Annotated in this window: 23 protein-coding genes; 16 read left to right on the plus strand and 7 right to left on the minus strand. The window is 62.4% G+C overall.

From position 1 onward, the window contains the following. Positions 1-82: 82 nt before the first annotated feature. Positions 83-757 carry a ribose-5-phosphate isomerase RpiA gene (gene rpiA, locus NTD85_RS04105; RefSeq protein ID WP_262141488.1) on the minus strand — a complete coding sequence of 225 codons (675 nt, stop codon included), beginning with the start codon at positions 755-757 and terminating at the stop codon, positions 83-85. A gap of 299 nt (positions 758-1,056) precedes the next feature. Here rpiA and ilvA point away from each other — a divergent pair, with 299 nt between their 5' ends. Together ilvA and NTD85_RS04115 are read left to right on the plus strand one after the other, a co-directional pair. Next, positions 1,057-2,571 (plus strand): threonine ammonia-lyase, biosynthetic, encoded by a 1,515-nt coding sequence (gene ilvA, locus NTD85_RS04110; protein WP_262141489.1) that lies wholly within the window; start codon positions 1,057-1,059, stop codon positions 2,569-2,571. Between the two features lie 39 nt (positions 2,572-2,610). After that, entirely contained in the window at positions 2,611-3,036 is a 426-nt protein-coding gene (locus tag NTD85_RS04115) for a DUF2269 domain-containing protein (RefSeq protein WP_226500881.1), read from the plus strand. A 106-nt stretch (positions 3,037-3,142) separates the two neighbouring features. Here NTD85_RS04115 and NTD85_RS04120 read toward each other — a convergent pair whose 3' ends face one another. Further along, positions 3,143-3,799 (minus strand): HAD family hydrolase, encoded by a 657-nt coding sequence (locus NTD85_RS04120; protein WP_003229206.1) that lies wholly within the window; start codon positions 3,797-3,799, stop codon positions 3,143-3,145. A 143-nt stretch (positions 3,800-3,942) separates the two neighbouring features. Here NTD85_RS04120 and NTD85_RS04125 point away from each other — a divergent pair, with 143 nt between their 5' ends. Further along, the gene (locus NTD85_RS04125) at positions 3,943-4,422 is read left to right on the plus strand and encodes an RNA pyrophosphohydrolase (protein WP_003229203.1); all 480 of its coding nucleotides are present in this window, start codon (positions 3,943-3,945) and stop codon (positions 4,420-4,422) included. Positions 4,423-4,444: 22 nt separating this feature from the next. After that, positions 4,445-6,724, plus strand: a complete 2,280-nt coding sequence (gene ptsP / locus NTD85_RS04130; RefSeq protein ID WP_003229199.1) for a phosphoenolpyruvate--protein phosphotransferase — start codon at positions 4,445-4,447, stop codon at positions 6,722-6,724. Positions 6,725-6,918: 194 nt separating this feature from the next. Here the strand turns inward: ptsP and NTD85_RS04135 are convergent, their stop codons facing one another. Beyond that, positions 6,919-7,665 carry an NRDE family protein gene (locus NTD85_RS04135; protein ID WP_262141490.1) on the minus strand — a complete coding sequence of 249 codons (747 nt, stop codon included), beginning with the start codon at positions 7,663-7,665 and terminating at the stop codon, positions 6,919-6,921. Between the two features lie 130 nt (positions 7,666-7,795). On the opposite strand from NTD85_RS04135, the gene NTD85_RS04140 reads away from it, so the two are divergent. The 3 genes from NTD85_RS04140 to NTD85_RS04150 all read left to right on the plus strand — a co-directional run bounded on the left by NTD85_RS04140 (position 7,796) and on the right by NTD85_RS04150 (position 10,509). Next, complete coding sequence (locus tag NTD85_RS04140) at positions 7,796-8,578, plus strand: sulfite exporter TauE/SafE family protein (protein ID WP_003229195.1); 783 nt, start codon at positions 7,796-7,798, stop codon at positions 8,576-8,578. A gap of 93 nt (positions 8,579-8,671) precedes the next feature. After that, on the plus strand, positions 8,672-9,487 hold the full coding sequence (lgt, locus tag NTD85_RS04145) for a prolipoprotein diacylglyceryl transferase (RefSeq protein ID WP_003229193.1): 816 nt from the start codon (positions 8,672-8,674) through the stop codon (positions 9,485-9,487). Positions 9,488-9,537: 50 nt separating this feature from the next. Further along, a complete protein-coding gene (locus tag NTD85_RS04150) occupies positions 9,538-10,509 on the plus strand; it encodes a thymidylate synthase (RefSeq protein WP_258677022.1) in 972 nt (323 codons plus the stop codon). A gap of 123 nt (positions 10,510-10,632) precedes the next feature. On the opposite strand, the gene cadR is transcribed toward NTD85_RS04150, so the two are convergent. Further along, positions 10,633-11,082 (minus strand): Cd(II)/Pb(II)-responsive transcriptional regulator, encoded by a 450-nt coding sequence (gene cadR, locus NTD85_RS04155; RefSeq protein ID WP_003229189.1) that lies wholly within the window; start codon positions 11,080-11,082, stop codon positions 10,633-10,635. Positions 11,083-11,166: 84 nt separating this feature from the next. On the opposite strand from cadR, the gene NTD85_RS04160 reads away from it, so the two are divergent. From NTD85_RS04160 to NTD85_RS04190, 7 genes are all read left to right on the plus strand, one after another. Then, complete coding sequence (locus NTD85_RS04160; RefSeq protein WP_262141491.1) at positions 11,167-13,422, plus strand: heavy metal translocating P-type ATPase; 2,256 nt, start codon at positions 11,167-11,169, stop codon at positions 13,420-13,422. A 16-nt stretch (positions 13,423-13,438) separates the two neighbouring features. Beyond that, a complete protein-coding gene (locus NTD85_RS04165; protein ID WP_041072184.1) occupies positions 13,439-14,302 on the plus strand; it encodes a LysR family transcriptional regulator in 864 nt (287 codons plus the stop codon). A 241-nt stretch (positions 14,303-14,543) separates the two neighbouring features. Beyond that, complete coding sequence (locus NTD85_RS04170; RefSeq protein WP_003229183.1) at positions 14,544-15,620, plus strand: putative 2-aminoethylphosphonate ABC transporter ATP-binding protein; 1,077 nt, start codon at positions 14,544-14,546, stop codon at positions 15,618-15,620. Next, positions 15,620-17,344: a putative 2-aminoethylphosphonate ABC transporter permease subunit gene (locus NTD85_RS04175; RefSeq protein WP_226500884.1), complete on the plus strand. Its 1,725-nt coding sequence runs from the start codon at positions 15,620-15,622 to the stop codon at positions 17,342-17,344. The genes NTD85_RS04170 and NTD85_RS04175 overlap by 1 nt, the downstream gene beginning before the upstream one ends. 47 nt (positions 17,345-17,391) lie before the next feature. Then, positions 17,392-18,417 carry a putative 2-aminoethylphosphonate ABC transporter substrate-binding protein gene (locus tag NTD85_RS04180; protein WP_003229178.1) on the plus strand — a complete coding sequence of 342 codons (1,026 nt, stop codon included), beginning with the start codon at positions 17,392-17,394 and terminating at the stop codon, positions 18,415-18,417. A gap of 165 nt (positions 18,418-18,582) precedes the next feature. After that, the gene (locus tag NTD85_RS04185) at positions 18,583-19,716 is read left to right on the plus strand and encodes a TIGR03364 family FAD-dependent oxidoreductase (RefSeq protein WP_262141492.1); all 1,134 of its coding nucleotides are present in this window, start codon (positions 18,583-18,585) and stop codon (positions 19,714-19,716) included. Continuing rightward, entirely contained in the window at positions 19,716-20,273 is a 558-nt protein-coding gene (locus NTD85_RS04190) for a phosphonate degradation HD-domain oxygenase (RefSeq protein WP_262141493.1), read from the plus strand. The genes NTD85_RS04185 and NTD85_RS04190 overlap by 1 nt, the downstream gene beginning before the upstream one ends. 122 nt (positions 20,274-20,395) lie before the next feature. Here the strand turns inward: NTD85_RS04190 and NTD85_RS04195 are convergent, their stop codons facing one another. Together NTD85_RS04195 and NTD85_RS04200 are read right to left on the minus strand one after the other, a co-directional pair. Further along, positions 20,396-21,772: a GTPase/DUF3482 domain-containing protein gene (locus NTD85_RS04195; RefSeq protein WP_262141494.1), complete on the minus strand. Its 1,377-nt coding sequence runs from the start codon at positions 21,770-21,772 to the stop codon at positions 20,396-20,398. Further along, entirely contained in the window at positions 21,765-23,138 is a 1,374-nt protein-coding gene (locus tag NTD85_RS04200) for a DUF2868 domain-containing protein (RefSeq protein ID WP_262141495.1), read from the minus strand. Before NTD85_RS04200 ends, NTD85_RS04195 begins: the two co-directional genes overlap by 8 nt. A gap of 96 nt (positions 23,139-23,234) precedes the next feature. Between NTD85_RS04200 and NTD85_RS04205 the strand changes: the two genes are divergently transcribed. Next, positions 23,235-23,747, plus strand: coding sequence for a dihydrofolate reductase (locus tag NTD85_RS04205; protein WP_253150152.1), 513 nt, complete (start codon positions 23,235-23,237; stop codon positions 23,745-23,747). A gap of 104 nt (positions 23,748-23,851) precedes the next feature. Here NTD85_RS04205 and NTD85_RS04210 read toward each other — a convergent pair whose 3' ends face one another. Further along, positions 23,852-25,243 carry an L-cystine transporter gene (locus NTD85_RS04210; protein ID WP_262141496.1) on the minus strand — a complete coding sequence of 464 codons (1,392 nt, stop codon included), beginning with the start codon at positions 25,241-25,243 and terminating at the stop codon, positions 23,852-23,854. A gap of 241 nt (positions 25,244-25,484) precedes the next feature. On the opposite strand from NTD85_RS04210, the gene NTD85_RS04215 reads away from it, so the two are divergent. Next, positions 25,485-26,540, plus strand: a complete 1,056-nt coding sequence (locus tag NTD85_RS04215) for a hypothetical protein (protein ID WP_003229167.1) — start codon at positions 25,485-25,487, stop codon at positions 26,538-26,540. Positions 26,541-26,564: the final 24 nt, after the last annotated feature.

A 26,564-nucleotide genomic window follows, 5' to 3' on the forward strand; every position in this document is an offset into this window, starting at 1 on the left:
CCCCCCCCCCCCCCCCCCCCCCCCCCCCCCCCCCCCCCCACAGGGGGTGATGCAATTACCCTCAAGAATGGGGCAGTCGGGCTTACTCAGCCTTCAGCGTCTTCACACCTTCGCTGGTGCCCAGCAACAGCAGATCCGCCGGCCGCGCCGCGAACAGACCGTTGGTGACCACGCCGACGATCGCGTTGATCTGCGCTTCCAGCTCCACCGGGTTGGTGATCTGCAGGTTGAACACGTCGAGGATGATGTTGCCGTTGTCGGTCAGCACACCTTCGCGGTACACCGGGTCGCCGCCCAGTTTCACCAGTTGACGGGCCACGTGGCTGCGGGCCATCGGGATCACTTCGACCGGCAGCGGGAATTCGCCCAGCACCGGTACCAGTTTGCTGGCGTCGGCGATGCAGATGAAGGTCTTGGCCACGGCCGCGACGATCTTCTCGCGGGTCAGGGCGGCGCCGCCGCCCTTGATCAGGTTCAGGTGCGCGTCGCTCTCGTCGGCGCCGTCAACGTAGAACTCCAGGTCGCTGACGGTGTTCAGCTCATACACCGGAATCCCGTGGCCCTTGAGGCGCGCCGCAGTGGCTTCGGAGCTGGCGACCGCGCCATCGAACGCGCCCTTGTGCTGGGCCAGCGCGTCGATGAAGCAGTTGGCGGTGGAGCCGGTGCCGACCCCGACCATGCTCTTGTCGTCGAGTTTCGGAAGGATGAAGTCGACGGCGGCCTGAGCCACTGCCTGTTTGAGTTGATCCTGGGTCATGCGGGCTCCGGAAGCGGGCAAGGTGAGTACGGAAAGGCCGGCATTATAGGCCTCGCGACAAGGCAGGGGGAAACACTCCTGTGGTGAGGGAGCTTGCTCCCGCTGGAGCGCGAAGCGGTCCTTTGCATTCTTTCAGACGAATCGTGTGTTCTGATTTACGACTGCTGCGCAGCCGAGCGGGAGCAAGCTCCCTCGCCACAACGGTTCTCTGCACCCTAATCCCCCTGTTCAGTGTGGTCGTGCGCCCAAAAGCCGGGTTAGACTCGTCGGTCCCGCCCAATCGCCAGTGATGCTTTCCGATGCTCGAACAGTACGTCAAAAAGATCCTCACCTCGCGCGTTTATGACGTTGCCGTAGAAACCCCGCTGCAGAACGCTCGCCAGCTCTCCGAGCGGCTGGGCAATGACATCTGGCTCAAGCGCGAAGACTTGCAGCCGGTGTTCTCGTTCAAGATTCGCGGCGCGTACAACAAGTTGACCCAGCTGTCTGACGAAGAGCGCGCCCGTGGCGTGGTCACCGCATCGGCGGGCAACCATGCGCAGGGTCTGGCGCTGGCAGCGAAAGTGCTGGGCGTGAAAGCGACCATCGTGATGCCCAAGACCACTCCCGAGATCAAGGTCGAAGGCGTGCGTTCGCGCGGCGGCAAAGTGGTGCTGCACGGCGATTCCTTCCCGGAAGCCCTGGCCTACTCGCTGAAACTGGTCGATGAAAAGGGCTACGTTTACATCCACCCGTACGACGATCCGCACACCATTGCCGGGCAGGGCACCGTGGCGATGGAGATTCTGCGCCAGCACCCGCAACCGCTGGACGCGATTTTCGTGCCGGTCGGCGGCGGCGGGCTGATCGCTGGCATCGCGGCGTACGTGAAATACCTGCGTCCGGACATCAAGGTCATCGGCGTCGAGCCGGACGACTCCAACTGCCTGCAAGCGGCCATGGCCGTCGGCGAGCGCGTGGTGCTGCCGACCGTGGGCATCTTTGCCGACGGCGTAGCGGTGGCGCAGATCGGCCAGCACACCTTCGACATCTGCAAGGATTACGTCGACGAAGTGATCACCGTCAGCACTGACGAGATCTGTGCGGCAATCAAGGATATCTACGACGATACCCGCTCGATCACCGAACCTGCCGGTGCCTTGGGTGTGGCCGGGATCAAGAAGTACGTCGAGTTGCGCGGCGTCAGCGGCCAGACCTTCGTCGCCATCGACTCCGGGGCCAACGTCAACTTCGATCGCCTGCGCCATGTTGCCGAACGCGCCGAGCTGGGCGAGGGCCGCGAAGCGATCATCGCCGTGACCATCCCGGAGCAGGCCGGCAGCTTCAAGGCGTTTTGCGAAGCGATCGGCAAGCGCCAGATCACCGAATTCAACTACCGCTACAACACCGGCAGCGAAGCGCACATCTTCGTTGGCGTGCAGACTCACCCGGAAAACGACCCGCGCAGCGCGCTGCTGGCGAGCCTGACCGGGCAGGGCTTCCCGGTGCTCGACCTGACCGACAACGAACTGGCCAAGTTGCACATTCGCCACATGGTCGGCGGCCACGCGGCGCACGTCATCGACGAAGTGGTGTTTCGCTTCGAATTCCCGGAGCGTCCGGGCGCGCTGTTCAACTTCCTCAACAAACTCGGCGGGCGCTGGAACATCTCGATGTTCCACTACCGTAACCACGGCGCAGCGGACGGCCGGGTGGTCGCGGGCCTGCAAGTCCCGCATGACGAGCGGCATCTGGTGCCGGCGGCGCTTGAGGAAATCGGCTACCCGTATTGGGATGAAAGCGAAAACCCGGCCTATCAGCTGTTTCTTGGCTGAGCGGCTACGCTGATGGGCAGGCCATAAGGAAATCGAACAATGGAAACGTTAACTGCCCTGAAAACCGCGCACATGGTCGCCACCGTGGTGTTGCTGGCCAGTGCGCTGGGTCTGGGAATCTGGGTTTTTCTCGCGCGGCGCAAAGGTGATGCCACGGCGGGCAGCCGCACCTTGCAACGGCCACGGGTGTTCATCTGGTTGTTGATGGGCCTGGCGCTGTTGAGCATGCCGTTCACTGGCTGGGGCATGGTGCATCTGGTTGGCTGGCCGCTGGGACAGACCTGGTTGCTGGCCTCCAGCGTGCTATACACCGTGGCGGCACTGGCGTGGTTCTGGTTGTTGGTGCGGTTGAATCGGTTGCGCAAGGCGCCGGGTGGCGTTGGCAAGTTCACCTTTGCCTTGGCGTTGTTCAGCTTCGTCTGCTTTATCGCCATTGCCGGGTTGATGGGGGCCAAGCCTGTTTAAGGCTTCACACCGCGTTGGCCCCATTCGGGAGCAAGCCCCCTCCCACATTGGATTTGTGCTGTGAACACGGTCCCCTGTGGGAGCGGGCTTGCTCGCGAAGGCGTAATCAGTCGCGCAACGAAATCACCGGCCAGCCACGCTTCTCGGCTTCAGCGCGCAGATTCGGATCCGGATCTACAGCAACGGGGTTCGCCACCTGCTCCAGCAGCGGCAAATCATTCATCGAATCGCTATAGAAATAGCTGTCATCCAACGAATACCCAGTCTCATCCAGCCAACGATTCAGGCGCGTCACCTTGCCCTCACGGAAGCACGGAATGTCGGTGCTGCGCCCGGTGTAGCGGCCATCGACCATCTCGCACTCGGTGGCAATCAGGGTTTCAACGCCCAGGCGCACGGCAATCGGGGCGGTGACGAAGCGGTTGGTGGCGGTGATGATCACCAATTTGTCACCAGCGTCGCGGTGCTGTTTCAGCAGTTCCAGCGCCTTGGGCAGCACGATCGGCTCGATGCAGTCGCGCATGTAGTCGTTGTGCCACTGTTCGAGCACGGCCATTTCGGTGCGGCCGAGGATTTCCAGGCAGAAGTTCAGGTACGCGGCGTTATCCAGCTTGCCGGCCAGGTAATCCTGATAGAACTCGTCGTTGCGCGTCTTGTACGCCACCGGGTCAAGGAAGCCGCGTTCGCACAGATAGTCGCCCCAAGCGTGATCGCTGTCGCCGCCCAGAAGGGTGTTGTCCAAATCGAATAGAGCCAGGCGCATTGCAGTTACCCGCTGAAAAGTCAGTAAAAAGGCGACAAGAATACGGTCTTTTCACAAGAGTGCACATAAGGTAGGAACCTTCGTTGCCGCCTTATCAAGCTTTGTGGAACAATGCGGCGACATGCGTTTGCGAGGTTGTTGCCGTGATCGACCCCGATGGTTTCCGCCCCAATGTCGGGATCATTCTGACGAATGACGCCGGCCAGGTGCTATGGGCTCGCCGTATCAATCAAGATGCCTGGCAGTTTCCACAAGGGGGAATCAACCCCGAGGAGACGCCGGAGGACGCCTTGTACCGCGAGCTGAACGAAGAAGTTGGCCTGGAACGTGAAGATGTTGAAATACTGGCCTGTACTCGTGGCTGGTTGCGCTATCGTTTGCCGCAACGTCTGGTGCGTACCCACAGCCAACCGCTGTGCATCGGCCAGAAACAGAAATGGTTTCTCCTGCGCCTGATCTCCAACGAGCAGCGGGTGCGGATGGATTTGACCGGTAAACCGGAGTTCGATGGCTGGCGCTGGGTCAGTTATTGGTATCCGTTGGGCCAGGTGGTGACATTCAAGCGCGAGGTGTATCGACGCGCCCTCAAAGAGCTTGCCCCGCGCCTTTTAGCGCGCGACTGACGACGGAGTTCGACCCCGAGCCATGCTCAATACGCTGCGCAAGATCGTCCAGGAAGTTAACTCCGCCAAGGATCTCAAGGCGGCGTTGGGGATTATTGTGTTGCGCGTCAAAGAGGCCATGGGCAGCCAGGTCTGCTCGGTCTACCTGCTTGATCCCGAGACCAACCGCTTCGTCCTGATGGCCACCGAGGGCTTGAACAAGCGCTCGATCGGCAAAGTCAGCATGGCACCCAACGAAGGTCTGGTGGGTCTGGTCGGCACGCGTGAAGAACCCCTGAACCTCGAAAACGCCGCGGATCACCCGCGCTACCGCTACTTCGCCGAGACCGGCGAGGAGCGCTACGCCTCGTTCCTCGGGGCGCCGATCATTCACCACCGCCGCGTCGTCGGCGTGTTGGTCATCCAGCAGAAAGAACGTCGCCAGTTCGACGAAGGTGAAGAAGCCTTCCTCGTGACCATGAGCGCGCAGCTCGCCGGCGTTATCGCCCACGCCGAGGCCACCGGCTCGATCCGCGGTCTGGGCCGTCAGGGCAAGGGCATTCAGGAAGCCAAGTTCGTCGGCGTACCGGGTTCGCCGGGTGCTGCCGTCGGTACCGCGGTGGTCATGCTGCCGCCAGCGGATCTGGACGTGGTGCCGGACAAGCACATCACCGACATCGACGCTGAGCTGGCGCTGTTCAAGACCGCCATCGAAGGCGTGCGCGCCGACATGCGCGCGTTGTCCGCCAAGCTCGCGACCCAGCTGCGCCCGGAAGAGCGCGCGCTGTTCGACGTTTACCTGATGATGCTCGACGATGCCTCGCTGGGCAGCGAAGTCACCACCGTGATCAAGACCGGCCAATGGGCCCAGGGCGCACTGCGTCAGGTGGTCACCGATCACGTCAACCGTTTCGAACTGATGGACGACGCCTACCTGCGCGAGCGCGCGTCGGACGTCAAAGACCTCGGGCGGCGCCTGCTGGCGTATCTGCAGGAAGAGCGTCAGCAGAACCTGGTCTACCCGGAAAAAACCATTCTGGTCAGCGAAGAGCTGACGCCGGCCATGCTCGGCGAGGTGCCGGAGGGCACGCTGGTCGGTCTGGTGTCGGTACTGGGTTCGGGTAACTCCCACGTCGCGATCCTGGCCCGGGCCATGGGCATTCCGACGGTGATGGGCCTGGTCGACCTGCCTTACGCCAAGGTCGACGGCATCGAGGTGATCGTCGATGGCACCCGCGGCGAGGTCTACACCAACCCCAGCGATGTGCTGCGCAAGCAGTTCGCCGAGGTGGTCGAAGAAGAGAAACAACTGGCGCTGGGCCTCGACACCCTGCGTGATCTGCCGTGCGTGACCCTCGATGGCCACCGCATGCCGCTGTGGGTCAACACCGGCCTGCTGGCCGATGTGGCGCGGGCACAGAAGCGTGGCGCCGAAGGTGTCGGCCTGTACCGCACCGAAGTGCCGTTCATGATCAATCAGCGCTTCCCGAGCGAAAAGGAACAGCTGGCGATCTACCGCGAACAGCTCGCCGCGTTCCACCCGCAACCGGTGACCATGCGCAGCCTGGACATCGGCGGTGACAAGTCGCTGTCGTACTTCCCGATCAAGGAAGACAACCCGTTCCTCGGCTGGCGCGGGATTCGCGTCACCCTCGACCACCCGGAAATCTTCCTGGTGCAGACCCGCGCGATGCTCAAGGCCAGCGAAGGCCTGAACAATCTGCGGATCCTGCTGCCGATGATCTCCGGCACCCACGAACTCGAAGAAGCCCTGCACCTGATCCACCGGGCCTGGGGTGAAGTGCGCGACGAAGGCACCGACGTGCCGATGCCGCCTATCGGGGTGATGATCGAAATTCCGGCCGCGGTGTACCAGACCAAGGAACTGGCGCGGCAGGTGGACTTCCTGTCGGTCGGCTCCAACGACCTGACCCAGTACCTGTTGGCGGTCGACCGCAACAACCCGCGGGTGGCCGATCTCTACGACTACCTGCACCCGGCGGTGCTGCAAGCCCTGCAAACCGTGGTGCGCGACGCGCATGCCGAAGGCAAACCGGTGAGTATCTGCGGCGAAATGGCCGGTGATCCGGCGGCGGCGGTGCTGTTGATGGCGATGGGCTTCGACAGCCTGTCGATGAACGCCACCAACCTGCCGAAAGTGAAGTGGATGCTGCGTCAGATCAACCTGAGCAAGGCCAAGGATCTGCTGGCCGAGCTGATGACCATCGACAACCCGCAAGTGATCCACAGCTCGCTGCAACTGGCGCTGAAGAATCTCGGGTTGTCGAAGATGAATCCGCCGGCGGTCAACAAGGCCCTCTGAAGATCAAAAGCCCCTCACCCTAACCCTCTCCCAGAGGGAGAGGGGACTGATTGGGGGATGCTGCAGAACTCCGCCGACCTGAAAGTGCTTTGCTGAATCCATAATCAACTCGGTCTTTCAGGTCAAAGTATTGCTCATGACACCACGGTCGGCCCCCTCTCCCTCCGGGAGAGGGTGGGGGTGAGGGTAGGCTTTTAAGCTGTTATCTCCACCTCGCCCAAATGCCCGCCATACGGCCCGAAACTGCGCTCGACCATCCGCCGCGTCCCGTCCGCCTGCACAATCAACGCCGTACTCGCCCGTGTGCCATAACTCTGGCTGGCAATGAACACACTCGACAGCAGCGATTCGGTGGCCAGCCCGACCCCGGTATCCGGCAGTTCGGCAAACGGCGCGGTCTGCGCATCGCCCAGCAGCTCCAGTAACCGCGCAGGCTGTGGATCATCCAGCACCGCACTCAGTGCAGCCTTGGCCTTGAGCAGTTTCGGCCACGGCGTATCCAGCCCGGCATTCGATAGCCCGTAGATCCCCGGCTCGAGCATCACCGGCTCGGACGTCCGCGCATTGAAGTGCCACAGCTCATGGGCATTGCCCAGCAGCAGGTTGAACCCGGCGTACTCCGGCGCGCGAGCGACCACATCGCGCAAATAATCATCAATCGACGCATCGCCCGTGAGAAACCGCGCCACCAGCTCCCCCCGCGACTTGCGCGCCGGTGGCTGGTGCGGATCGCGGATATTGGTCAGCGCGGCAAAGCGCCCATTGGCGCCGATTCCCAGCCACGTGCCGCCAGCCTCAAGATCGCGCCCCGCGTGCACGTGCGGCGCGTCGGCCCATGGCGCCAGCGGCAGGCTCGGGCGGGCGTAGAACTCGTCACGGTTGGCCGCGACGATCAGCGGCTGGGCATGGCCCGGGCGCCAGGCGAAAACAATCAGGCACATAAGGTGGTCCTTGTGTGTTTTTTGCTCACTCTACGCAGTCAGCGTCCGTGCATCCATCGCCAGTTCCGCCAGAGGGTGTGCATCCGTTACCATGCCGCTCCGGTTTTGGGGATGCGTCTGGGAGACGGCCGTGGAATTTCTGCTCTATCTGGCGCTGGGCGCCTGTGCAGGCGTGCTGGCCGGGCTGTTCGGGGTGGGCGGCGGGATCATTATTGTCCCGGTGCTGGTGTTCAGTTTTACCTTGCAGGGTTTCGATCAGTCGATCCTTACACATCTGGCGGTTGGCACGTCGCTGGCGACGATCATCTTCACCTCGGTCAACGCCGTGCGCGAACACCACCGCCGTGGCGCCGTGCGCTGGCCGATTTTCAAGTGGATGGCGGTTGGCATACTGCTCGGCGCCGGTTTCGGTGCGCTGACGGCCGAGGCGATTTCCGGGCCGAACCTGCAAAAGATCATCGGCGTGTTTGCCTTGGTGATCTCGCTGCAGTTGGCGCTGGACATCAAACCCAAGGCCAGTCGAACCGTCCCCGGCAAACTCGGTCTGACCGTGGCCGGCAGTGTGATCGGTTGGGCGTCGGCGATTTTTGGCGTCGGCGGCGGTTCGCTGACCGTGCCGTTTCTGACCTGGCGCAGCGTGCCGATGCAGCAAGCCGTGGCGACCTCGTCAGCCTGTGGCCTGCCGATCGCCCTGGTCAGTGCATTAAGTTTCATGATTCTGGGCTGGCACGATTCGTTGTTGCCGCCGCATAGTCTCGGTTTTGTTTATTTGCCGGCGCTGCTGGGCATTGCCCTGACCAGCATGGTCTTCGCCCGTCTCGGCGCGCGCCTGGCCCACAGATTGTCGCCGCGCTTGCTGAAACGGCTGTTCGCCGCTTTGCTGTTCTGCGTGGGCCTGAATTTCCTGCTCTGACCTGCTGGTTCAGAGCAGGCCGCAATCCTGGCTTAATCCTGAGGTGGCAGCGTCGCCCGGGAATTTTGGTTTCAACTCTAACGAGGAGTCGCAATGCTGCCTTACCCGCAGATCGACCCGGTGGCCCTGGCCATCGGTCCGCTGAAAATCCACTGGTACGGCCTGATGTACCTCGTCGGCATCGGCGGCGCATGGCTGCTGGCGTCGAGCCGGCTCAACCGTTTCGACCCGACCTGGACCAAGGAGAAGCTTTCCGATCTGGTGTTCTGGCTGTCGATGGGGGTGATTGTCGGTGGACGTCTGGGTTACGTGCTGTTCTATGACCTGAGCGCGTACATCGCCAACCCGACGCTGATTTTCGAAGTGTGGAAGGGCGGCATGTCGTTCCATGGCGGATTCATCGGCGTGATGCTCGCCGCGCTGTGGTTCGGCAAGCGTAACGGCAAGACCTTCTTCCAGCTGATGGACTTCGTTGCGCCGATGGTGCCGATCGGTCTGGGCGCCGGGCGCATCGGCAACTTCATCAATGCCGAGCTGTGGGGCAAGCCGACCGACGTGCCGTGGGCGATGATCTTCCCGCCGTTCAGCGATCCGGCGCAGCTGCCGCGTCACCCGTCGCAGCTGTATCAGTTCGCGCTCGAAGGCGTCGCGCTGTTCCTGATCCTGTGGCTGTTCTCGCGTAAGCCGCGCCCGACCATGGCTGTGTCCGGCATGTTCGCGCTGTTCTACGGCATCTTCCGTTTCATCGTCGAGTTCGTCCGCGTACCGGACGCGCAACTGGGCTACCTGGCCTGGAACTGGCTGACCATGGGGCAAGTGCTGTGCGTACCGATGATTGTCGCCGGACTGTTCCTGATCTGGCTGGCCTATCGTCGCGCGCCGGCAGCACCGCTCGCGCCGACCGCTTAAACTACGAACCCCGGCGCGCGACGCCGGGGCTCAAAGGACACAGGTAACTCATGAAGCAATATCTCGAACTGGTCTCGCACGTCATTCAGAACGGCACCAAACAGGCCAACCGCACCGGCATCAACACCATCAGCTTTCCGGGTGCGATGCTGCGTTTCGATCTGCAGGAAGGCTTTCCGGCGATCACCACCCGCAAGATGGCCTTCAAATCGGCCATCGGCGAGATGTGCGGTTTTCTGCGTGGCGTGAACAACGCCGCTGAATTCCGTGCGCTGGGCTGCAAGGTCTGGGACCAGAACGCCAACGAAAATGCGCAGTGGCTGGCCAACCCGTTCCGTCAGGGCGAAGACGACCTCGGCGAAATCTACGGCGTGCAATGGCGCAAGTGGCCGGCGTACAAGCAGATCCCGCTGAGCAACACCGCCGCCATCGAACAAACCCTGAGCAACGGCTACAAGCAGATCGCCCAGGGCGAAGAAGACGGCCAGGCCTACGTGGTGCTGTACAAAGCCATCGATCAGGTGCGCCAGTGCGTCGATACGATCATCAACGATCCGGGCAGTCGCCGCATCCTGTTCCACGGCTGGAACTGCGCTCAGCTCGATGAGATGGCCCTGCCGCCGTGCCATCTGCTGTACCAGTTCCACCCGAACGTCGAGACCAAGGAAATCTCCCTGACCCTGTACATCCGCTCCAACGACCTGGGTCTGGGCACGCCGTTCAACCTCACCGAAGGCGCCGCGCTGCTGAGCCTGATCGGGCGCCTGACCGGCTACACGCCGCGCTGGTTCACCTATTTCATCGGTGATGCGCACGTCTACGAGAACCACCTGGACATGCTTAACGAACAGCTCAAGCGCGAGCCGTTCGCCATGCCGAAGCTGAAGATTTCGGATCGTGTGCCGGAGTTTGCCAAGACCGGTGTGTACCAGCCGGAGTGGCTGGAGCTGGTCGAGCCGAGCGACTTCTCGCTGGAAGGCTATGAGCACCACGCGCCAATGACCGCGCCAATGGCGGTCTGACAAGCAATACAAAAACCTGTGGGAGCGAGCTTGCTCGCGAAGGCGGAGTGTCAGTTGATAGAAATATTGACTGAACTACCGCTTTCGCGAGCAAGCTCGCTCCCACAGTGTTTTAGGGTGTTCTTAATGGCCGTGGCTACGGCCTACATGGGAGTGTTCGACTTCGGTTGCGACGACTCCGCCACTCACTTCCAGCCGCTGCAAGATCCCGCACTGATCCGCCCCCGGCCCTTCGCCGCAGCGTTGGCGCAGGTCGAGCAGTTGTGTCTGCAACGCCAACAACCCATCAATTCGCGCCTTTACATGCTGGATATGCTCGTCGATCAGCGCATTGACGTTTTCGCACTGGTCCTGCGGGCTGTCGCGCAAGGTCAGCAGGCTGCGGATCTCTTCGAGGGTCATGTCGAGGGTGCGGCAGTTGCGGATGAAAGTCAGGCGTTCGGCGTGGGCCTGGGTGTAAACGCGGTAGTTACCGTCGCTGCGCGCCGGTTCCGGCAGCAGGTTTTCGCGCTCGTAATAGCGGATGGTTTCCACGGCGCAGTCGGTGAGTTTGGCCAGTTCTCCGATCTTCATGACGGCAATCTCCAAAAGGGTGCTTGACCCTATAGTGGCTACAGGGTCTTTACTTGGCAACAGGCACCTTTATGGACGCGACCAATGAGCGATTCCCAGCACAACCACAAATCCCACGCGGGACACGACCACAGCCACAAATTGCAGCCTGTGCATAAGCATGACCACGGTGGCGATTCCTGCTGCGCGTCGAAAACCGCCGCGCCTGCGCGGGTGCAACTGAGCGAAAAGACCAGCGCTGACGCTCGACTGAGCAGTTTCCGCATCGAAGCGATGGACTGCCCGACCGAGCAGACGCTGATCCAGAACAAGCTCGGCAAACTGGCCGGTGTGCAGCAGCTGGAATTCAACCTGATCAACCGCGTGCTCGGCGTGACCCACAATCTGCCGGACACCGCGCCGATTACCGAGGCGATTACCTCGCTGGGCATGCACGCCGAACCACTGGAGGCGGGCGTCGAAACCCCGGCCCCGGCGCCGGTGAAAAAACACTGGTGGCCCCTGGCGCTGTCCGGCGTTGGTGCGCTGGCGGCTGAAGTGATCCACTTCACCAACGCCGCGCCGACCTGGGTGGTGGCGATCATTGCGCTGGTGTCGATCCTCAGCGGCGGCCTGACCACCTATAAAAAGGGCTGGATCGCCCTGAAGAACCGCAACCTCAACATCAACGCGCTGATGAGCATCGCGGTGACCGGTGCGGTGCTGATCGGGCAGTGGCCGGAAGCGGCGATGGTGATGTTCCTGTTCACCGTGGCCGAGTTGATCGAAGCGCGTTCGCTGGATCGTGCGCGCAACGCCATCAGTGGCCTGATGCAGATGACCCCGGAACAGGCCACGGTGCAGCAAGCCGACGGCAACTGGGTCGAACAAGAGGTCAAAAGCGTCGAACTCGGCGCCCGCGTGCGGGTAAAACCCGGCGAGCGCATCGCCCTGGACGGTGAAGTGGTCAGCGGCAGCTCGACCATCGATCAAGCGCCGATCACCGGTGAAAGCCTGCCGGTGGAGAAAACCATCGGCGACAAAGTCTTCGCCGGCACCATCAACCAGGCCGGCTCGCTGGAGTACACGGTGACTGCGGCGGCGAACAACTCGACCCTGGCGCGGATCATCCACGCCGTCGAGCAGGCTCAGGGTGCGCGGGCGCCGACGCAGCGCTTCGTCGATCAGTTCTCGAAAATCTACACCCCGGTGGTGTTCGTGCTGGCGCTGGCCGTGGCGATCATTCCGCCGCTGTTCATGGGCGCAGCATGGTTCGACTGGATCTATCGCGCACTGGTGCTGTTGGTGGTGGCATGTCCGTGTGCCCTGGTGATTTCCACCCCGGTGACCATCGTCAGCGGCCTCGCGGCAGCGGCGCGCAAAGGCATTCTGGTCAAGGGTGGCGTGTACCTGGAGGGCGGTTTCAAGCTCGATTATCTGGCGCTGGACAAGACCGGCACGATCACCCACGGCAAACCGGTGCAGACCGATTACCTGTCGCTCGACCCGATCGCCGACGCCAGCGCTCCGGCAATCGCCGCCGCGCTGGCCGGGCGCTCCGACCACCCGGTGTCGCTGGCCATCGCCAATGCGGCTGTGGATAAAAACCTCGCCGTGCTGACTGTGGATAACTTCGAAGCGCTGGCCGGGCGTGGTGTTAAGGGCCAGGTCAACGGCCAGACCTATCACTTGGGCAACCACCGTCTGGTTGAAGAGCTGGGCCTGTGCTCGCCGCAACTGGAAGAGAAGCTGTTTGCGCTGGAGAAACAGGGCAAGTCCGTGGTGTTGCTGCTCGACAGTTCCGGCCCGCTGGCGCTGTTCGCCGTGGCCGACACGGTCAAGGAATCCAGCCGCGAAGCGATTCGACAGTTGCACGCCCTCGGGGTAAAAACCCTGATGCTCACCGGTGACAACGTGCACACCGCGCAGGCCATCGCGGCGCAGGTCGGCATCGATCAGGCCAAGGGCGACTTGCTCCCGACCGACAAGCTGCAAGCTATCGAAGAGCTTTATGCACAGGGGCATCGGGTCGGCATGGTCGGCGACGGTATCAACGACGCTCCGGCGCTGGCGCGGGCCGAAATCGGTTTCGCCATGGCGGCCGCCGGCACCGACACCGCGATTGAAACCGCCGATGTCGCCCTGATGGACGACGATCTGCGCAAGATCCCGGCGTTCATCAGCCTGTCGCGCGACACCGCGAGCATCTTGAAACAGAACATCGCGTTGGCACTGGTGATCAAGGCTATCTTTCTTGGGGTAACCTTCGCCGGACTCGCCACCATGTGGATGGCGGTGTTTGCCGACATGGGCGTGAGCCTGCTGGTGGTGTTCAACGGTTTGCGCCTGCTGCGCAAATAAACGATGAGGGATAGTTGTGCTGAGTGCCGAGCTGAAAGCGTTTTATATGGTCGCCCGCCTGGGCAGCATTACGCTGGCGGCGAAAAAGCTCGGCCTCAGCCAACCCACCGTGACCACGCAGATCCGTAATCTGGAAAGTCAGTACTCGGTGGAGCTGTTCTACCGTGGCGGTCGGCGCCTGAGTGTCAGCGACGAAGGCGCGCGGCTGCTGCCGATGGTCAAGGCGCTGTTGCAGCAGGAGGCCGATATCGAGTTCTTCCTGCGCAACAGCGGTCAGGTGCAGGGCACGCTGCGCATCGCTGCCACCGCGCCGTATTACATCCTTGATCTGGTGAAAACCTTCCGCGAGCGCTTGCCACAGGTGGAAGTGTCGGTGGAAATCGGCAACTCGCAGCAGGTGCTCGAAGCGCTGGAGGATTACCGGGTGGATGTCGCCGCGTCGTCGCAGTTGCTTGAGGATGCGCGCTTGATTCGCCGGGTATTGGGTAGCGATCCGCTGGTGCTGGCGGTGCATCGCAACCATCCGCTGGCGGCGCAGGAGCATGTGGCGTTGAGCGCGCTGGCCGGGCATACCTTGCTGATGCGCGAGTCCGGTTCGACCACCCGGCGCCTGACCGAAGAGTTGCTGGAAAGCGCCGGGGTCAGTTTTGGCCCGCTGCTGGAGATCGGCAGCCGCGAGTCGATCCGCGAGGCGGTGCTGCGCAATATCGGCATCAGCATCATTGCCCGCCAGGAAGTGCCGCATGATCCGCAATTGCGGGTGCTGACTATCGAGAATGCGCCGCAGATTCCCGAGTATCTGTATTGCCTCAAGGAGCGCAAGGGCGCGCGGTTGCCGGCGGCGTTTCTCGGGTTGGCTCAGGAAATGTCTCCGGCCTGATTTCTTCATTGCCCATGCCGGCCTCTTCGCGAGCAAGCCCGCTCCCACAGGGGATAGTGTTCACAACACAAATCCAATGTGGGAGCGGGCTTGCTCGCGAAGGCGTCAGACCAGGCAACACATGACTTGAAACCTGAACCAAAATCCCCGAATACCACTATCAGCCGTTTTTGCCTCACTGCCACATGACGGACGCATTACAACTCTAGGATTGGCCCCATCAGCTTGATGAGGTCTGTCCATGAATCCTGCAATCGCAACTGCCCTGACCAACCCCGGTGCGCCGATGAAAGTGCGCGGCGTGCAGAAGCGCTTCGGCGCGTTCACCGCACTGGATAACGTCTCCCTCGATGTCGCGGCCGGTGAGCTGGTGTGCCTGCTCGGCCCGTCGGGCTGTGGCAAGACCACGCTGCTGCGCTGCATCGCCGGGCTGGAGAAGCAGGACAGCGGCGAGTTGTACCTCGGCGACCGCGATGTTTCGCACCTCGCGCCGCAGGCCCGGGACTACGGCATCCTGTTCCAGTCCTACGCGCTGTTCCCCAATCTGACCGTCGAAGCGAACATTGCCTACGGCCTCGCCGGCAGTGGTCGTGACGAAGTACGTCGTCGCGTCGGTCAGATGCTGGAACTGGTCGGCCTCACCGGCAGTGAAAAAAAGTACCCGGGCCAATTGTCCGGCGGTCAGCAACAGCGAGTCGCACTGGCTCGTGCCCTGGCCCCGGCGCCGTCGCTGCTGTTGCTCGATGAACCGATGTCGGCGCTGGACGCTCGGGTCCGCGAGCATCTGTGCACCGAGCTGCGCCAACTGCAGCGCAACCTCGGCATCACCACCCTGATGGTCACGCACAATCAGGACGAAGCCATGCTGATGGCCGACCGCATCGCCGTGATGAACAACGGCCGCGTCGAGCAGTACGCCACCCCGCAGGAAATCTACAATCGCCCGGCCACGCCGTTCGTGGCCGAGTTCGTCGGGCAGGGCAACTGGTTGCCGTTCCAGCGCAGCAGCGCCAGTCACGCCCGGGTTGGCGGGATGGATGTGCGTCTGGCCGATGGCAGCGTCAGCGGCGCTTCGGGCCGACTGTTCTGCCGTCCGGAAGCTATCAGCGTCAATCCGCTGGTGCACGAAGAAAACCTGTTCCCGGCGAAAGTCCGTGAGATCACCTTTCTCGGCAATCGCTGCCGCATGAGCTTCGAACTCGACCAATTGCCGGGCCACGCGCTGCTCGCTGAACTGGCGCCGGAAGCCATGCCGCGCCTCGGTGCCCAGCAGATCATGGTCGCCTTGCCACCGCGCAGCCTGCAGGTGTTTGCCTGATGAGCGCGAACATCGCACTGCCGCTACCGCACAAGCAGGCGCGGCGAGTGTCCGGGGCCGAGGTCGGTGACCGGATCTTCGTCCTCGGCGGCAAACTCCTGCTGCTGTTACTGCTCGGTGTCGCTGTGCTGCTACCGTTGCTGGCGATCTTCTGGCGCGGCTTCAGCAGCGAGGCCGGGCAGGGCGGTGGCTGGCTCGCCGCCAAGGAGCTGGTGACCAGCGAGAATTTCCACTGGCTGCTCGGCAACAGCCTGAAAGTTTCCCTCAGCGTCGCGGCCATCGTCGTACCGCTGGCCTACCTGTTTGCCTACGCCCTGCAACGCACACTGATTCCGGCCAAGGGCATCTGGCGCGGGATTTCCCTGCTGCCATTGATGGCGCCGTCGATGCTGCCGGGTATCGCATTGGTCTATCTTTTCGGCAATCAGGGCATGTTGCGCGGGCTGCTTTCGGACAACATCTACGGGTTCTGGGGGATCGTGCTGGGTGAGGTGATCTACACCTTTCCGCATGCGCTGATGATTCTGCTCTCGGCGCTGTCGCTGGCCGATGCGCGGCTGTTCGATGCGGCGTCGAGCATGGGCGCCAGTCCGGCGAAAGCTTTTCGCAGCATCACCTGGCCGGCGACCCGCCAAGCGGTATTCGCTGCGTTCTGTCTGGTGTTCACCCTGACCATCACCGATTTCGGCGTGCCGGTGGTGGTCGGTGGCGACTATCAAGTGCTGGCGCTGGAAGCCTACAAAGCCGTGGTCGGCCAGCAACAATTCGGTCGCGGGGCGCTGATCGGCATGGTGCTGTTGCTGCCGGCGCTGTTCAGCTTCGGCGTCGATGCCTGGCTGCGTCGGCGTCACGGCGATTCCATGAGCGGCCGCGCCCAGGTGTTCAAACCGGCACCGTCGAAATTGCGTGATGGCTGTTATCTGGCGATTGTTTTGTTGATCAGCGCGGCGCTGCTGCTGGTGTTCGGCATGGCGGTGTTTTCCTCGCTGGTGAAGTTCTGGCCGTACAACCTGTCGCTGTCGCTCAATCACTATCAGTTCAACGAGACCGCCGGCGGTGGCTGGCTGGCGTACAGCAACAGCTTGAAGATGGCGCTGGGCACGGCACTGATCGGCAGTGTGCTGATCTTCACTGGCGCTTACCTGATGGAGAAAACCCGCAGCCAACGCGGCCTCAACCTGACCCTGCGCATGCTCAGTTTTGTGCCGATGGCGGTGCCGGGGCTGGTGCTTGGCCTGGGTTACGTCTTCTTCTTCAACCTCAGCGGCAACCCGCTGCATGTGCTGTACGGCACGATGACGCTGCTGATCGTCTGCACCATTGCGCACTATCTGACCACCGCGCAAATGACCGCGACCACCGCGCTGCGCCAGCTCGACGCCGAGTTCGAAGCCGCCGCACTGTCGCTCAAGGCGCCGCTGTACCGCCATTACCTGCGCGTCACCGTGCCGATCTGCCTGCCGGCGCTGCTGGACATCGTGCGCTACCTGTTCGTCTCGGCGATGACCACGGTGTCGGCGGCGATCTTCCTCTACAGCCCCGACACCATCCTCGCGGCGGTGGCGGTGCTGAACATGGATGACGCCGGCAACGTCGGCGGCGCGGCGGCGATGTCGACCCTGATTCTGTTCACCTCGGCAGGCGTGTCCTTGCTGCTGGCGTGGGCTTCGCGCGGCTTGCTGCGCCGTTCCCAGGCCTGGCGGCAAACCGCGCCCGGTCACTGATTGACGATTTATCCCTACAGCCTCAACTCACCGACAGGAAAACGATCATGTTCAAGCCTATGGCCCTGGCCGCTGCTGTGCTCGCTACTTTCAGCCTGAATGCCTTCGCGGCAAAAACCGAGTTGACGGTGTACACCGCCCTCGAAGCCGAGCAACTGACCGCTTACAAAGCCGCGTTCGAGAAGGCCAACCCGGACGTCGAGATCAAGTGGGTGCGTGATTCCACAGGGATCATCACCGCCAAACTGCTGGCCGAAAAGGCCCGTCCGCAGGCTGACGCGGTGTGGGGGCTGGCCGCTTCGAGCCTGGCGATCCTCGATCAGCAAGGCATGCTGCAAAGCTATGCACCGAAGGATCTGGGCAAGATCGGCGCGAACTACCGCGACGCCGCCAACCCGCCAGCCTGGGTCGGCATGGACGTGTGGGCCGCGACCATTTGCTTCAACACCGTCGAAGCCGAGAAGCAGGGCTTGAGCAAACCGGTGAGCTGGCAGGACCTGACCAAGCCTGAGTACAAGGGCAAGATCGTCATGCCGAATCCGGCGTCGTCCGGCACCGGTTTCCTCGACGTCAGCGCCTGGTTGCAAACCTTCGGCGAGAAACAGGGCTGGGCCTACATGGACGGTCTGCACCAGAACATCGGCCAGTACGTTCACTCCGGTTCCAAGCCTTGCAAACTGGCCGCTGCGGGCGAATTCCCGATCGGCATTTCCTTCGAATATCCGGCGGTACAGCTGAAACGCCAGGGCGCGCCGCTGGACATCATCCTGCCGAAAGAAGGCCTGGGCTGGGAGATCGAGGCGACTGCCGTGATCAAAGGCACCCCGCATGAAGACGCGGCGAAAAAACTCGCGGACTTCTCCGCCAGCGCCGAGGCAATGGATCTGTACAAAGAGAACTTCGCCGTCCTTGCCCAGCCGGGCATCGCCAAGCCGCAGACCGAACTGCCGGCCGACTACGAGCAGCGTCTGATCAAGAACGACTTCGCCTGGGCCTCGAAGAACCGCGACGAGATCCTGACCGAATGGCGCAAGCGTTATGACGGCAAGTCCGAGAAAGTCGTTGCCAAGTAACTGACTCACACAGCCTGTGGCGAGGGAGCTTGCTCCCGCTGGAGCGCGAAGCGGTCCCAAATTCTGCAAACGAGTAGTGTCAGGCACTCCGCATCTGCTGAATTTACGACTGCTGCGCAGCCGAGCGGGAGCAAGCTCCCTCGCCACACAAGCGGGATTGCTTTTATGACCCAACACAAAGACCTGCTCATCGTCGGCGCCGGCATCCTCGGCCTGTCCCACGCCTACGCCGCCGCCAAGCGCGGCCTCAAGGTCAGCGTTTTCGAACGCACCGCCACGCCCCTCGGCGCCTCGGTGCGCAACTTCGGTCAGGCGCTGGTCACCGGCCAGCCACCCGGCCCGATGCTCGAACTGGCCAAGGCCAGCCGCGAGATCTGGGGCGACTGGGCGCAACTCGCCGGTCTGCAGATCAAGCGCAACGGCTCGTACCTGTTCGCCCGCAGCGAAGCCGAAGAGCAATTGCTCGAAGCCTTCTGCAACGGCCGCGCCGTGGAACACGGTTACAACGTCGCCTTGCTGCGTGGCGCCGCCTTGCGTGATCTGTACCACGGCCAGTTCAGCCATCACCGCGCCGCGCTACACGGCATGGACGATCAACAGTTGTACTCGCGGGAAGCGATCCCGGCGCTGATCGATTATCTGCGCCGCGACCTCGGCGTCGAGTTTCACTTCAGTACGCTGGTGCGTGACGTCGAGCCAGGACGTCTGCACAGCACTGCCGGCAGTTTCACGGCGCAGCAAGTCATCGTCTGCTCCGGCCACGATTATCAGACCCTGCTGGCCGAGCCGATTGCCACGCTCGACCCGCAGATCTGCCGTCTGCAAATGCTCCGCGCCAAACCGCAGATCGAGCTGAATCTGCAACACGCCTTGCTCACCGGTTTGAGCTGCGTGCACTACGGCGCCTTCGCCGATTTGCCAGAAGCGGCGGCGGTGCAGGCACAGATCCTGCGCGAACAGCCGCACCTGCACGACAACGGCATTCACCTGCTGATCAGCCCGACGCCGTATGGCGAGCTGATCATCGGCGACTCGCACCATTACGGCAGCGATCCGTCGCCGTTCAACGCCGAGCAAGTGGACAACTGGATGCTCGAACTGGCCGAGCACACGCTGGGCTGCAAGGTGCAAGTGGTGGAGCGCTGGCAGGGCGTCTACGGTGCCCGTGGGCCGGGGCCGTTCTCATTCCTGCGCCCGGCACCGGGCTTGAGTGTGGCGCTGATGCACACCGGCGTCGGCATGAGCGTCGGCCCGGCACTGGCCGAGCGCAACGTGGCGCAATTGCTGGAGGAAATCTGATGGCGGGGCATGCGCAAGTCGTTGACCGGGTGTTTGCGCTGTATGAACGCTTTGGTGCCAGTGATTACATCGGCGAGCCGGTGTCGCAGATCGAACACATGTCTCAGGCAGCGCAGTTGGCGATGGCTGAAGGCTTTGATGATGAAGTGGTGCTCGCCGCGTTCTTCCATGACATCGGCCATTTGTGTGCCGAAGGTGCCGAGAACATGGGCGGTTATGGCGTGGTCAGCCATGAGCGGCTGGGGGCGGATTATTTGCGTGAGGCGGGATTCAGCGAGCGTATGGCGCGGCTGGTGGAATATCACGTGCAGGCCAAGCGCTATCTGACGCTACGTGAACCGGGATATTTCGAGCGCCTGAGTGAAGCCAGTCGCCGGACCCTGGAATATCAGGGCGGGGTGATGAGCGAGGCTGAGGCGGATGCGTTTGAGCGCGATCCCTTGTGTACCGTGAGTTTGCGCATGCGGCAGTGGGATGAGTTGGCCAAGGAAAGGGCGGTGCCGGTGATGGAGTTGGGAGTATTGAAGGAGAAGGCGGTGCGCCTGCTGGCGGCGTAATCCGTGTCACCGAGTCGCGCCATTCGCGAGCAAGCCCGCTCCCACATTCGACCGAGTTCCACCATAAGGAATGCGATCAAACTGTGGGAGCGGGCTTGCTCGCGAAGAGGCCGGAACAGGCACTAAAGCTCTGCAGCCAATAGATCAATCTGCTCCTGCCGCTCCGCCTGATTCAACTTCGGATGCGGATTGAGCGAAGACCACTGCGGATGCGCCCGTGCCTTGTGCAACGCTTCAGGCAGCTTGCCTTCGCGCCAGGTCTTGTCCTGCGGGGTGGCGACCTGAACTGCTTCCATCGCCGCATGCCCGCGCTGATCGAGCGCCAGCAACAGTTGGCGCTGACGCAACGCCAACAGCCGCAGCACCCCGTCATCCACGGTCAATTCCCGCTGTCCCTTGATCTTGCCCAGCAAGCGGCTGCCATAACTGCGCGCGGTTTGCAGGGCGCCGCCGGCAATCGCACCGGCCAGCGCCGCCGCACCGAGGGTAATGCCGCCGACCAGCAGATCCACGCCAGCCCCCGCCGCGGCACCGGCCGCAATCCCGCCGCCCACGCGCACGCCGAGTTGCTTCAGGGTTTCCGGGTTGAACAGATCATCGCCCCAACGCCCATCGAGCAACGGCAGATCACTGGCCGCCGCATCCTGCGGGCGAAACGCATAGAGCTTGAGCAACGCTTCGACGCATTTCTGTTCACGCTGGCGCACGGCCTTGCGCAGTTCGCTGATCGCTTGCTGCTCCTGCTCGGCCTCACTGACCACACTGCGTCGGCAGGCGGCGCAGTCGATCAGCAATTCGGCGATCAAACGCGCCGCACTTTGTTGGCGGGCGAGGCGCTGGGCCTGTTGATCGGCGATCAAGCGCTCCAGTTGCGGACGGGCGTTTTCCAGCAGCAGCGCAAGGCTTTCGTACAGGCGCCGCTCGCCATCTTCCGGCGGCGCAACGCTGTCGAAGCGCACCAGCGCATGCAGGCCGAGCCGCGCCAACGCTTCGCGCCAGTCCGGCTCGCGATGGTTGGCGCTGCTGACGAAATTCAGCACCGGCAACAGCGGCTTGCCGCAACTGGCGAGCACTTCGAGTTCGTCACGATACTTGGCCAGCACCGGTTCGCGGGCGTCGATCACATACAGACCGGCGTCGGAGGCGACTAGCTGTCGCAGCACTTTCGCCTCCTGTTCGAACCGCTGACGCGCTTCGCTGCCGTCGAGAAACCGCGCCAGTCGCGCCGGGCCGTCGAGACGTTCGCCGGGGCGTTCCAGACGCTCAAGGAAATCCAGCAGGGCGATGGCGTCTTCCAGCCCGGGGGTGTCGTAGAGATTGAGCAACGGCTCGCCGTCCACCGACAACCGCGCGCCCTCGACATGTCGAGTGGTGCTCGGCCGGTGCGAGACTTCGCCGAAGCCGACGTCGCGGGTCAGGGTGCGCAGCAGCGAGGTCTTGCCGACGTTGGTGTGGCCGACCACCGCGAGTTTCAGCGGCGCTTTCCGGGCATCAGTCATGACCGCTCTCCAGCCAGTTCATCGGTGCGCAATCGGCGAACGGCAACTCCAGTTGTTGCAGCGCAACGTGCCAGTCGCCGAGACGGGCACTGTCCAGCGCCTCGCCGTGCGGTGCTTGCAGCAACCAGACCCGGGTGGCGCTGGCGTTGCGCGCCAGTTCGGCGATCAGCGCGAGGCTGCCGCGATCCGGCGAGCGCCGTGGATCGCAGGCAATCAGCAGGCGCGCCGGAGGGAAACGGCTGAGCTGTTCGAGCAGTTTGTGCCGCGATTCGCGGCTGTCGAGGATTCCGGCGTTGCTCACGGTTTTCGGCAGGGCCGGTGGCCACGGGCGCTGATCGTCGAGTTCGATGGCCACCAGCAAAGCGCCGTCGCTGGCGTGTTCGCTGACGCTGCTTTCAACTCGATGCAACTGCGCAGGCGCGGCGTCGTTGATGCCGAGGCGTTCGCTGGTCGGCATCAGCCGTTCACGCAACTGGGCGTAACCGGGCAGGTTCAAGTCCAGGGTCAGCGCGGCTTTGCCGCGACTCCAGCGCCAGAAACACAACAGCGCCAGCAGCAGGCGCGGCAGCACGCCGTAGACCACCAGCACGCCGACCAGCCAGGTTGCCCAGGCCTGTCGCGCGCTTTCGATATCCAGCGCTGCGCCGCCGCTGGCGCGGATCATCTCTACGGTCGGCACGTTGAAGCCGAGCAGCGCCGGCAGCGCGCCAAGGGCTTGGGTCAGGTTGATAAAGGTGTCGGCGCCGAGAATGGTGGTTTCCCAGACGAAACCGTAGCGCCGGGTCGCCATCAGTGTCAGCAGCAACAGCAGTGCGCTGAGCATCGCCAGCAACCACAGGCCATTGACCAAAGTGCCGAGCGCCCAGCGATTGAGTTTCCTGCGCTGCAACATCAGCAGCAGGGCCGGCGCGAGTTGCGCGGCTTTGGCATCGCGGGCGAGTTTTTCGCTGAGCCATAGCCACAAGCGCCCGAGGGTGGCGCCGTGTTCACCGGCAAAGATCAGCCCCAGCGCCCAGCTCAGCAGCAGAATCAGGTTCAGCCCGAGCAGGCTGCCCAGGGCCCAGAACACATTGACCGGCGTCTGGCTCAGTGCGGCGAAGGCCAGCCCGGCGCCGCTCAGCAGCGCGAAAATGACCAGCAGCACCAGCGCCAGACGTGCGCCTTGCAGCCAGTGCCTGAGTGCTGCGCTCAGCCCGTCGCGCTCGGCCAGCCACACGGCGCGGCGCTGAATACGGCCCGGCAGATCGCCGCCGGCCGCGCGGGCCAGTCGATTGGCTTCCAGATCCTCCAGGGGACCTGCGTGTTCTTCGCGCAGGCGGATGGTTTCGGTCAGCCAGAGGTTTTGCAGTGGAGTCAGTTCAGTCACGCGCCATTCCGTTGCTCGATTGAGCAGTGAGCATAACCGCTGTGGCGCTGGTCGGGGCAAGTTGCGGGATGCCGAACCTCTGGTATCCTCATCCGAATGAACAATACTCTTCCCTTATCTCTAATCGCTGCGCTCGGTCAAAACCGAGTGATTGGCGTGAACAACGGTATGCCTTGGCATCTACCGGGTGATTTCAAGTATTTCAAGGAAAAAACCCTTGGCAAACCCATCATCATGGGACGCAAGACTTGGGATTCTTTGGGGCGTCCGCTGCCAGGGCGTTTGAACATTGTTGTCAGTAAGCAGGCCGATTTGCATCTTGAAGGTGCGGAGGTTTACTCCTCGCTTGAAGAAGCAGTGGCTCGTGCAGACGAGTGGGCGTTAGAGCAGGGCGCAAGCGAGTTGATGTTAATTGGTGGCGCCCAATTGTACGCGCAGGCGCTCCCACATGCGGATCGTTTGTATTTGACTCGTGTGTATTTAAGTCCGGAGGGCGATGCCTGGTTCCCAGAATTCAGCCCATATGACTGGGAGCAAAAGGACTTCCAGCAAAACGCTGCTGAGGGCGATAAGCCCGCGTACAACTTCGAAGTCTGGGAAAAAGCTTAAGAGCTTCGCGAGCAAGCCCGCTCCCACATTGGATTTGTGTCGATCACAGATCCAATGTGGGAGCGGGCTTGCTCGCGAAGAGGGCAGGTCAGGCAAAGAAGAACTTAAGCCTGCGCCAGCTCCGCATGCTCATCCGCATCCAGCAGTGCTTTATCGGTCTGCTGCATCACTTGGCTGGTAATCGCACCGGCGGTGATCGAACCACTCACGTTCAACGCCGTACGACCCATGTCGATCAGCGGCTCCACCGAAATCAGCAGCGCCACCAGCGACACCGGCAAGCCCATCGCCGGCAGCACGATCAGCGCAGCAAACGTCGCGCCACCGCCAACACCGGCCACACCGGCCGAACTCAGGGTCACAATCGCCACCAGCGTCGCGATCCACAGCGGGTCCAGCGGGTTGATGCCGACGGTTGGCGCAACCATCACCGCCAACATCGCCGGGTACAGACCGGCGCAACCGTTCTGGCCGATGGTCGCACCGAACGAGGCGGCGAAACTGGCGATCGACTGCGGAATGCCCAGGCGACGGGTCTGCGCTTCGATGCTCAGCGGAATGCTCGCCGCGCTGGAACGGCTGGTGAACGCGAACGTCAGCACCGGCCAGATCTTGCGGAAGAACCGCAGCGGGTTGATCCCGGCCGCCGACACCAGCAGGCCATGCACCACGAACATCAGGCCCAGACCGAGGTACGAGACCACCACGAAACTGCCGAGCTTGATGATGTCCTGCAGGTTGGAACCGGCGACCACTTTGGTCATCAGCGCCAGCACGCCGTACGGGGTGAGCTTCATCACCAGACGCACCAGACGCATCACCCAGGCTTGCAGGGTGTCGATGGCGTTGATCACTTTCTGACCTTTCTCGACATCATCCTTGAGCAGTTGCAGCGCCGCGACCCCGAGGAACGCGGCGAAGATCACCACGCTGATGATCGAGGTCGGCTTGGCCCGGGCCAGGTCGGCGAACGGGTTCTGCGGAATGAACGACAGCAGCAGCTGCGGCACATTCAGGTCGGCAACCTTGCCGGCGTAGTCGGTCTGAATGGTTTGCAGACGGGCCATTTCCTGAGTGCCGGCGACCAGACCTTCGGCGGTGAGGCCGAACAGGTTGGTCAGACCGATACCGATCAGTGCCGCAATCGCGGTGGTGAACAGCAGCGTGCCGATGGTCAGGAAGCTGATCTTGCCCAGCGACGAGGCGTTGTGCAGACGCGCGACCGCGCTGAGGATCGAGGCGAACACCAGCGGGATCACGATCATTTGCAGCAACTGCACGTAGCCGTTGCCGACCAGATCAAACCAGCCGATCGAGGCTTTCAGCACCGGGTTGCCGGCTCCGTAAACGGAGTGCAGGGCAACACCAAATACCACGCCGAGCACCAGCGCGAGCAGGACTTTTTTCGCCAGGCTCCACGTAGTGTGGCGGGTTTGCGCCAGACCGAAGAGCAGGGCGAGGAACACCAGCAGATTGAGGATCAGCGGCAGATTCATGAAGACTCCGATAAGACTTGTGCCAGTCGCCTTCTTGGGCAACTGCGAACCGGCAAGCCTAACAGTTTGATTTCCAATGAATTAATACCGAAATCGCAGGTCGTCCGTCGTTTTTGGAATAAGCGCCTGTCGCTCTCGGCAATGCAGCTGGCGTTGAGGAGACGTAAGCGGTCGCTGACAGACGAGGACTGTCACACTTATTTGTTAGCGTCGATGTCTTTCAGTCAGGGAGAAAACGCCGATGAAGTTCGCACCGAAAATGCTCGCTGTGGTTCTTGGATTGGGCTTGGCCGCTCACGCATTCGCCACCGATCTGAAGCACTGGCCGGCGGATCAGGCCAAGGCACTGGACGCGATGATCGCGGCCAACGCCAACAAGGGTAACTACGCGGTGTTCGACATGGACAACACCAGTTACCGCTACGACCTCGAAGAGTCGTTGCTGCCGTTCATGGAAAACAAGGGCCTGATCACCCGCGAGACGCTTGATCCCTCCCTGAAACTGATGCCGTTCAAGGACACCGCTGACCATAAGGAAAGCCTGTTCAGCTATTACTATCGCCTGTGCGAAGTCGACGACATGGTCTGCTACCCATGGGTGGCGCAGGTGTTCTCTGGCTTTACCCTCAAGGAACTCAAAGGCTACGTCGATGAGCTGATGGCCTCGGGCAAACCGGTGCCGACCACTTATTACGACGGTGACGTGGTGAAGAACCTTGAGGTGCAGCCACCCAAAGTCTTTACCGGTCAGGCCGAGCTGTACAACAAACTGATGGAGAACGGCATTGAGGTCTACGTGATGACCGCCGCCTCCGAAGAGCTGGTGCGCATGGTCGCGGCTGATCCGAAGTACGGCTACAACGTCAAACCGCAGAACGTGATCGGCGTGAGCACATTGTTGAAGAACCGCGAAACCGGCGAGCTGACCACCGCACGCAAACAGATCACCGCCGGCAAGTATGACGAGAAAGCCAACCTCGGCCTCGAACTGACCCCGTACCTGTGGACCCCGGCGACCTGGATGGCCGGCAAGCACGCGGCGATCCTGACCTACATCGACGAGTGGAAAAAACCGGTACTGGTGGGCGGCGATACCCCGACCAGCGACGGTTACATGTTGTTCCACAGTGTTGACGTGGCCAAGGGCGGCATCCACTTGTGGGTCAACCGCAAAGACAAATACATGACCCAGCTCAACGGCATGATGACCAAGAACGCGGCAGCGCAGGCCAAGGAAGGGTTGCCGGTGACGGCGGACAAGAACTGGGTGATCGTGAAGCCAGAAGAAATTCAGTAAGACCCAATTCTGTGTTGGAGCGCA

The organism is Pseudomonas sp. 13B_3.2_Bac1 (genome assembly GCF_025466205.1).
Taxonomy (GTDB): domain Bacteria; phylum Pseudomonadota; class Gammaproteobacteria; order Pseudomonadales; family Pseudomonadaceae; genus Aquipseudomonas; species Aquipseudomonas fluorescens_H.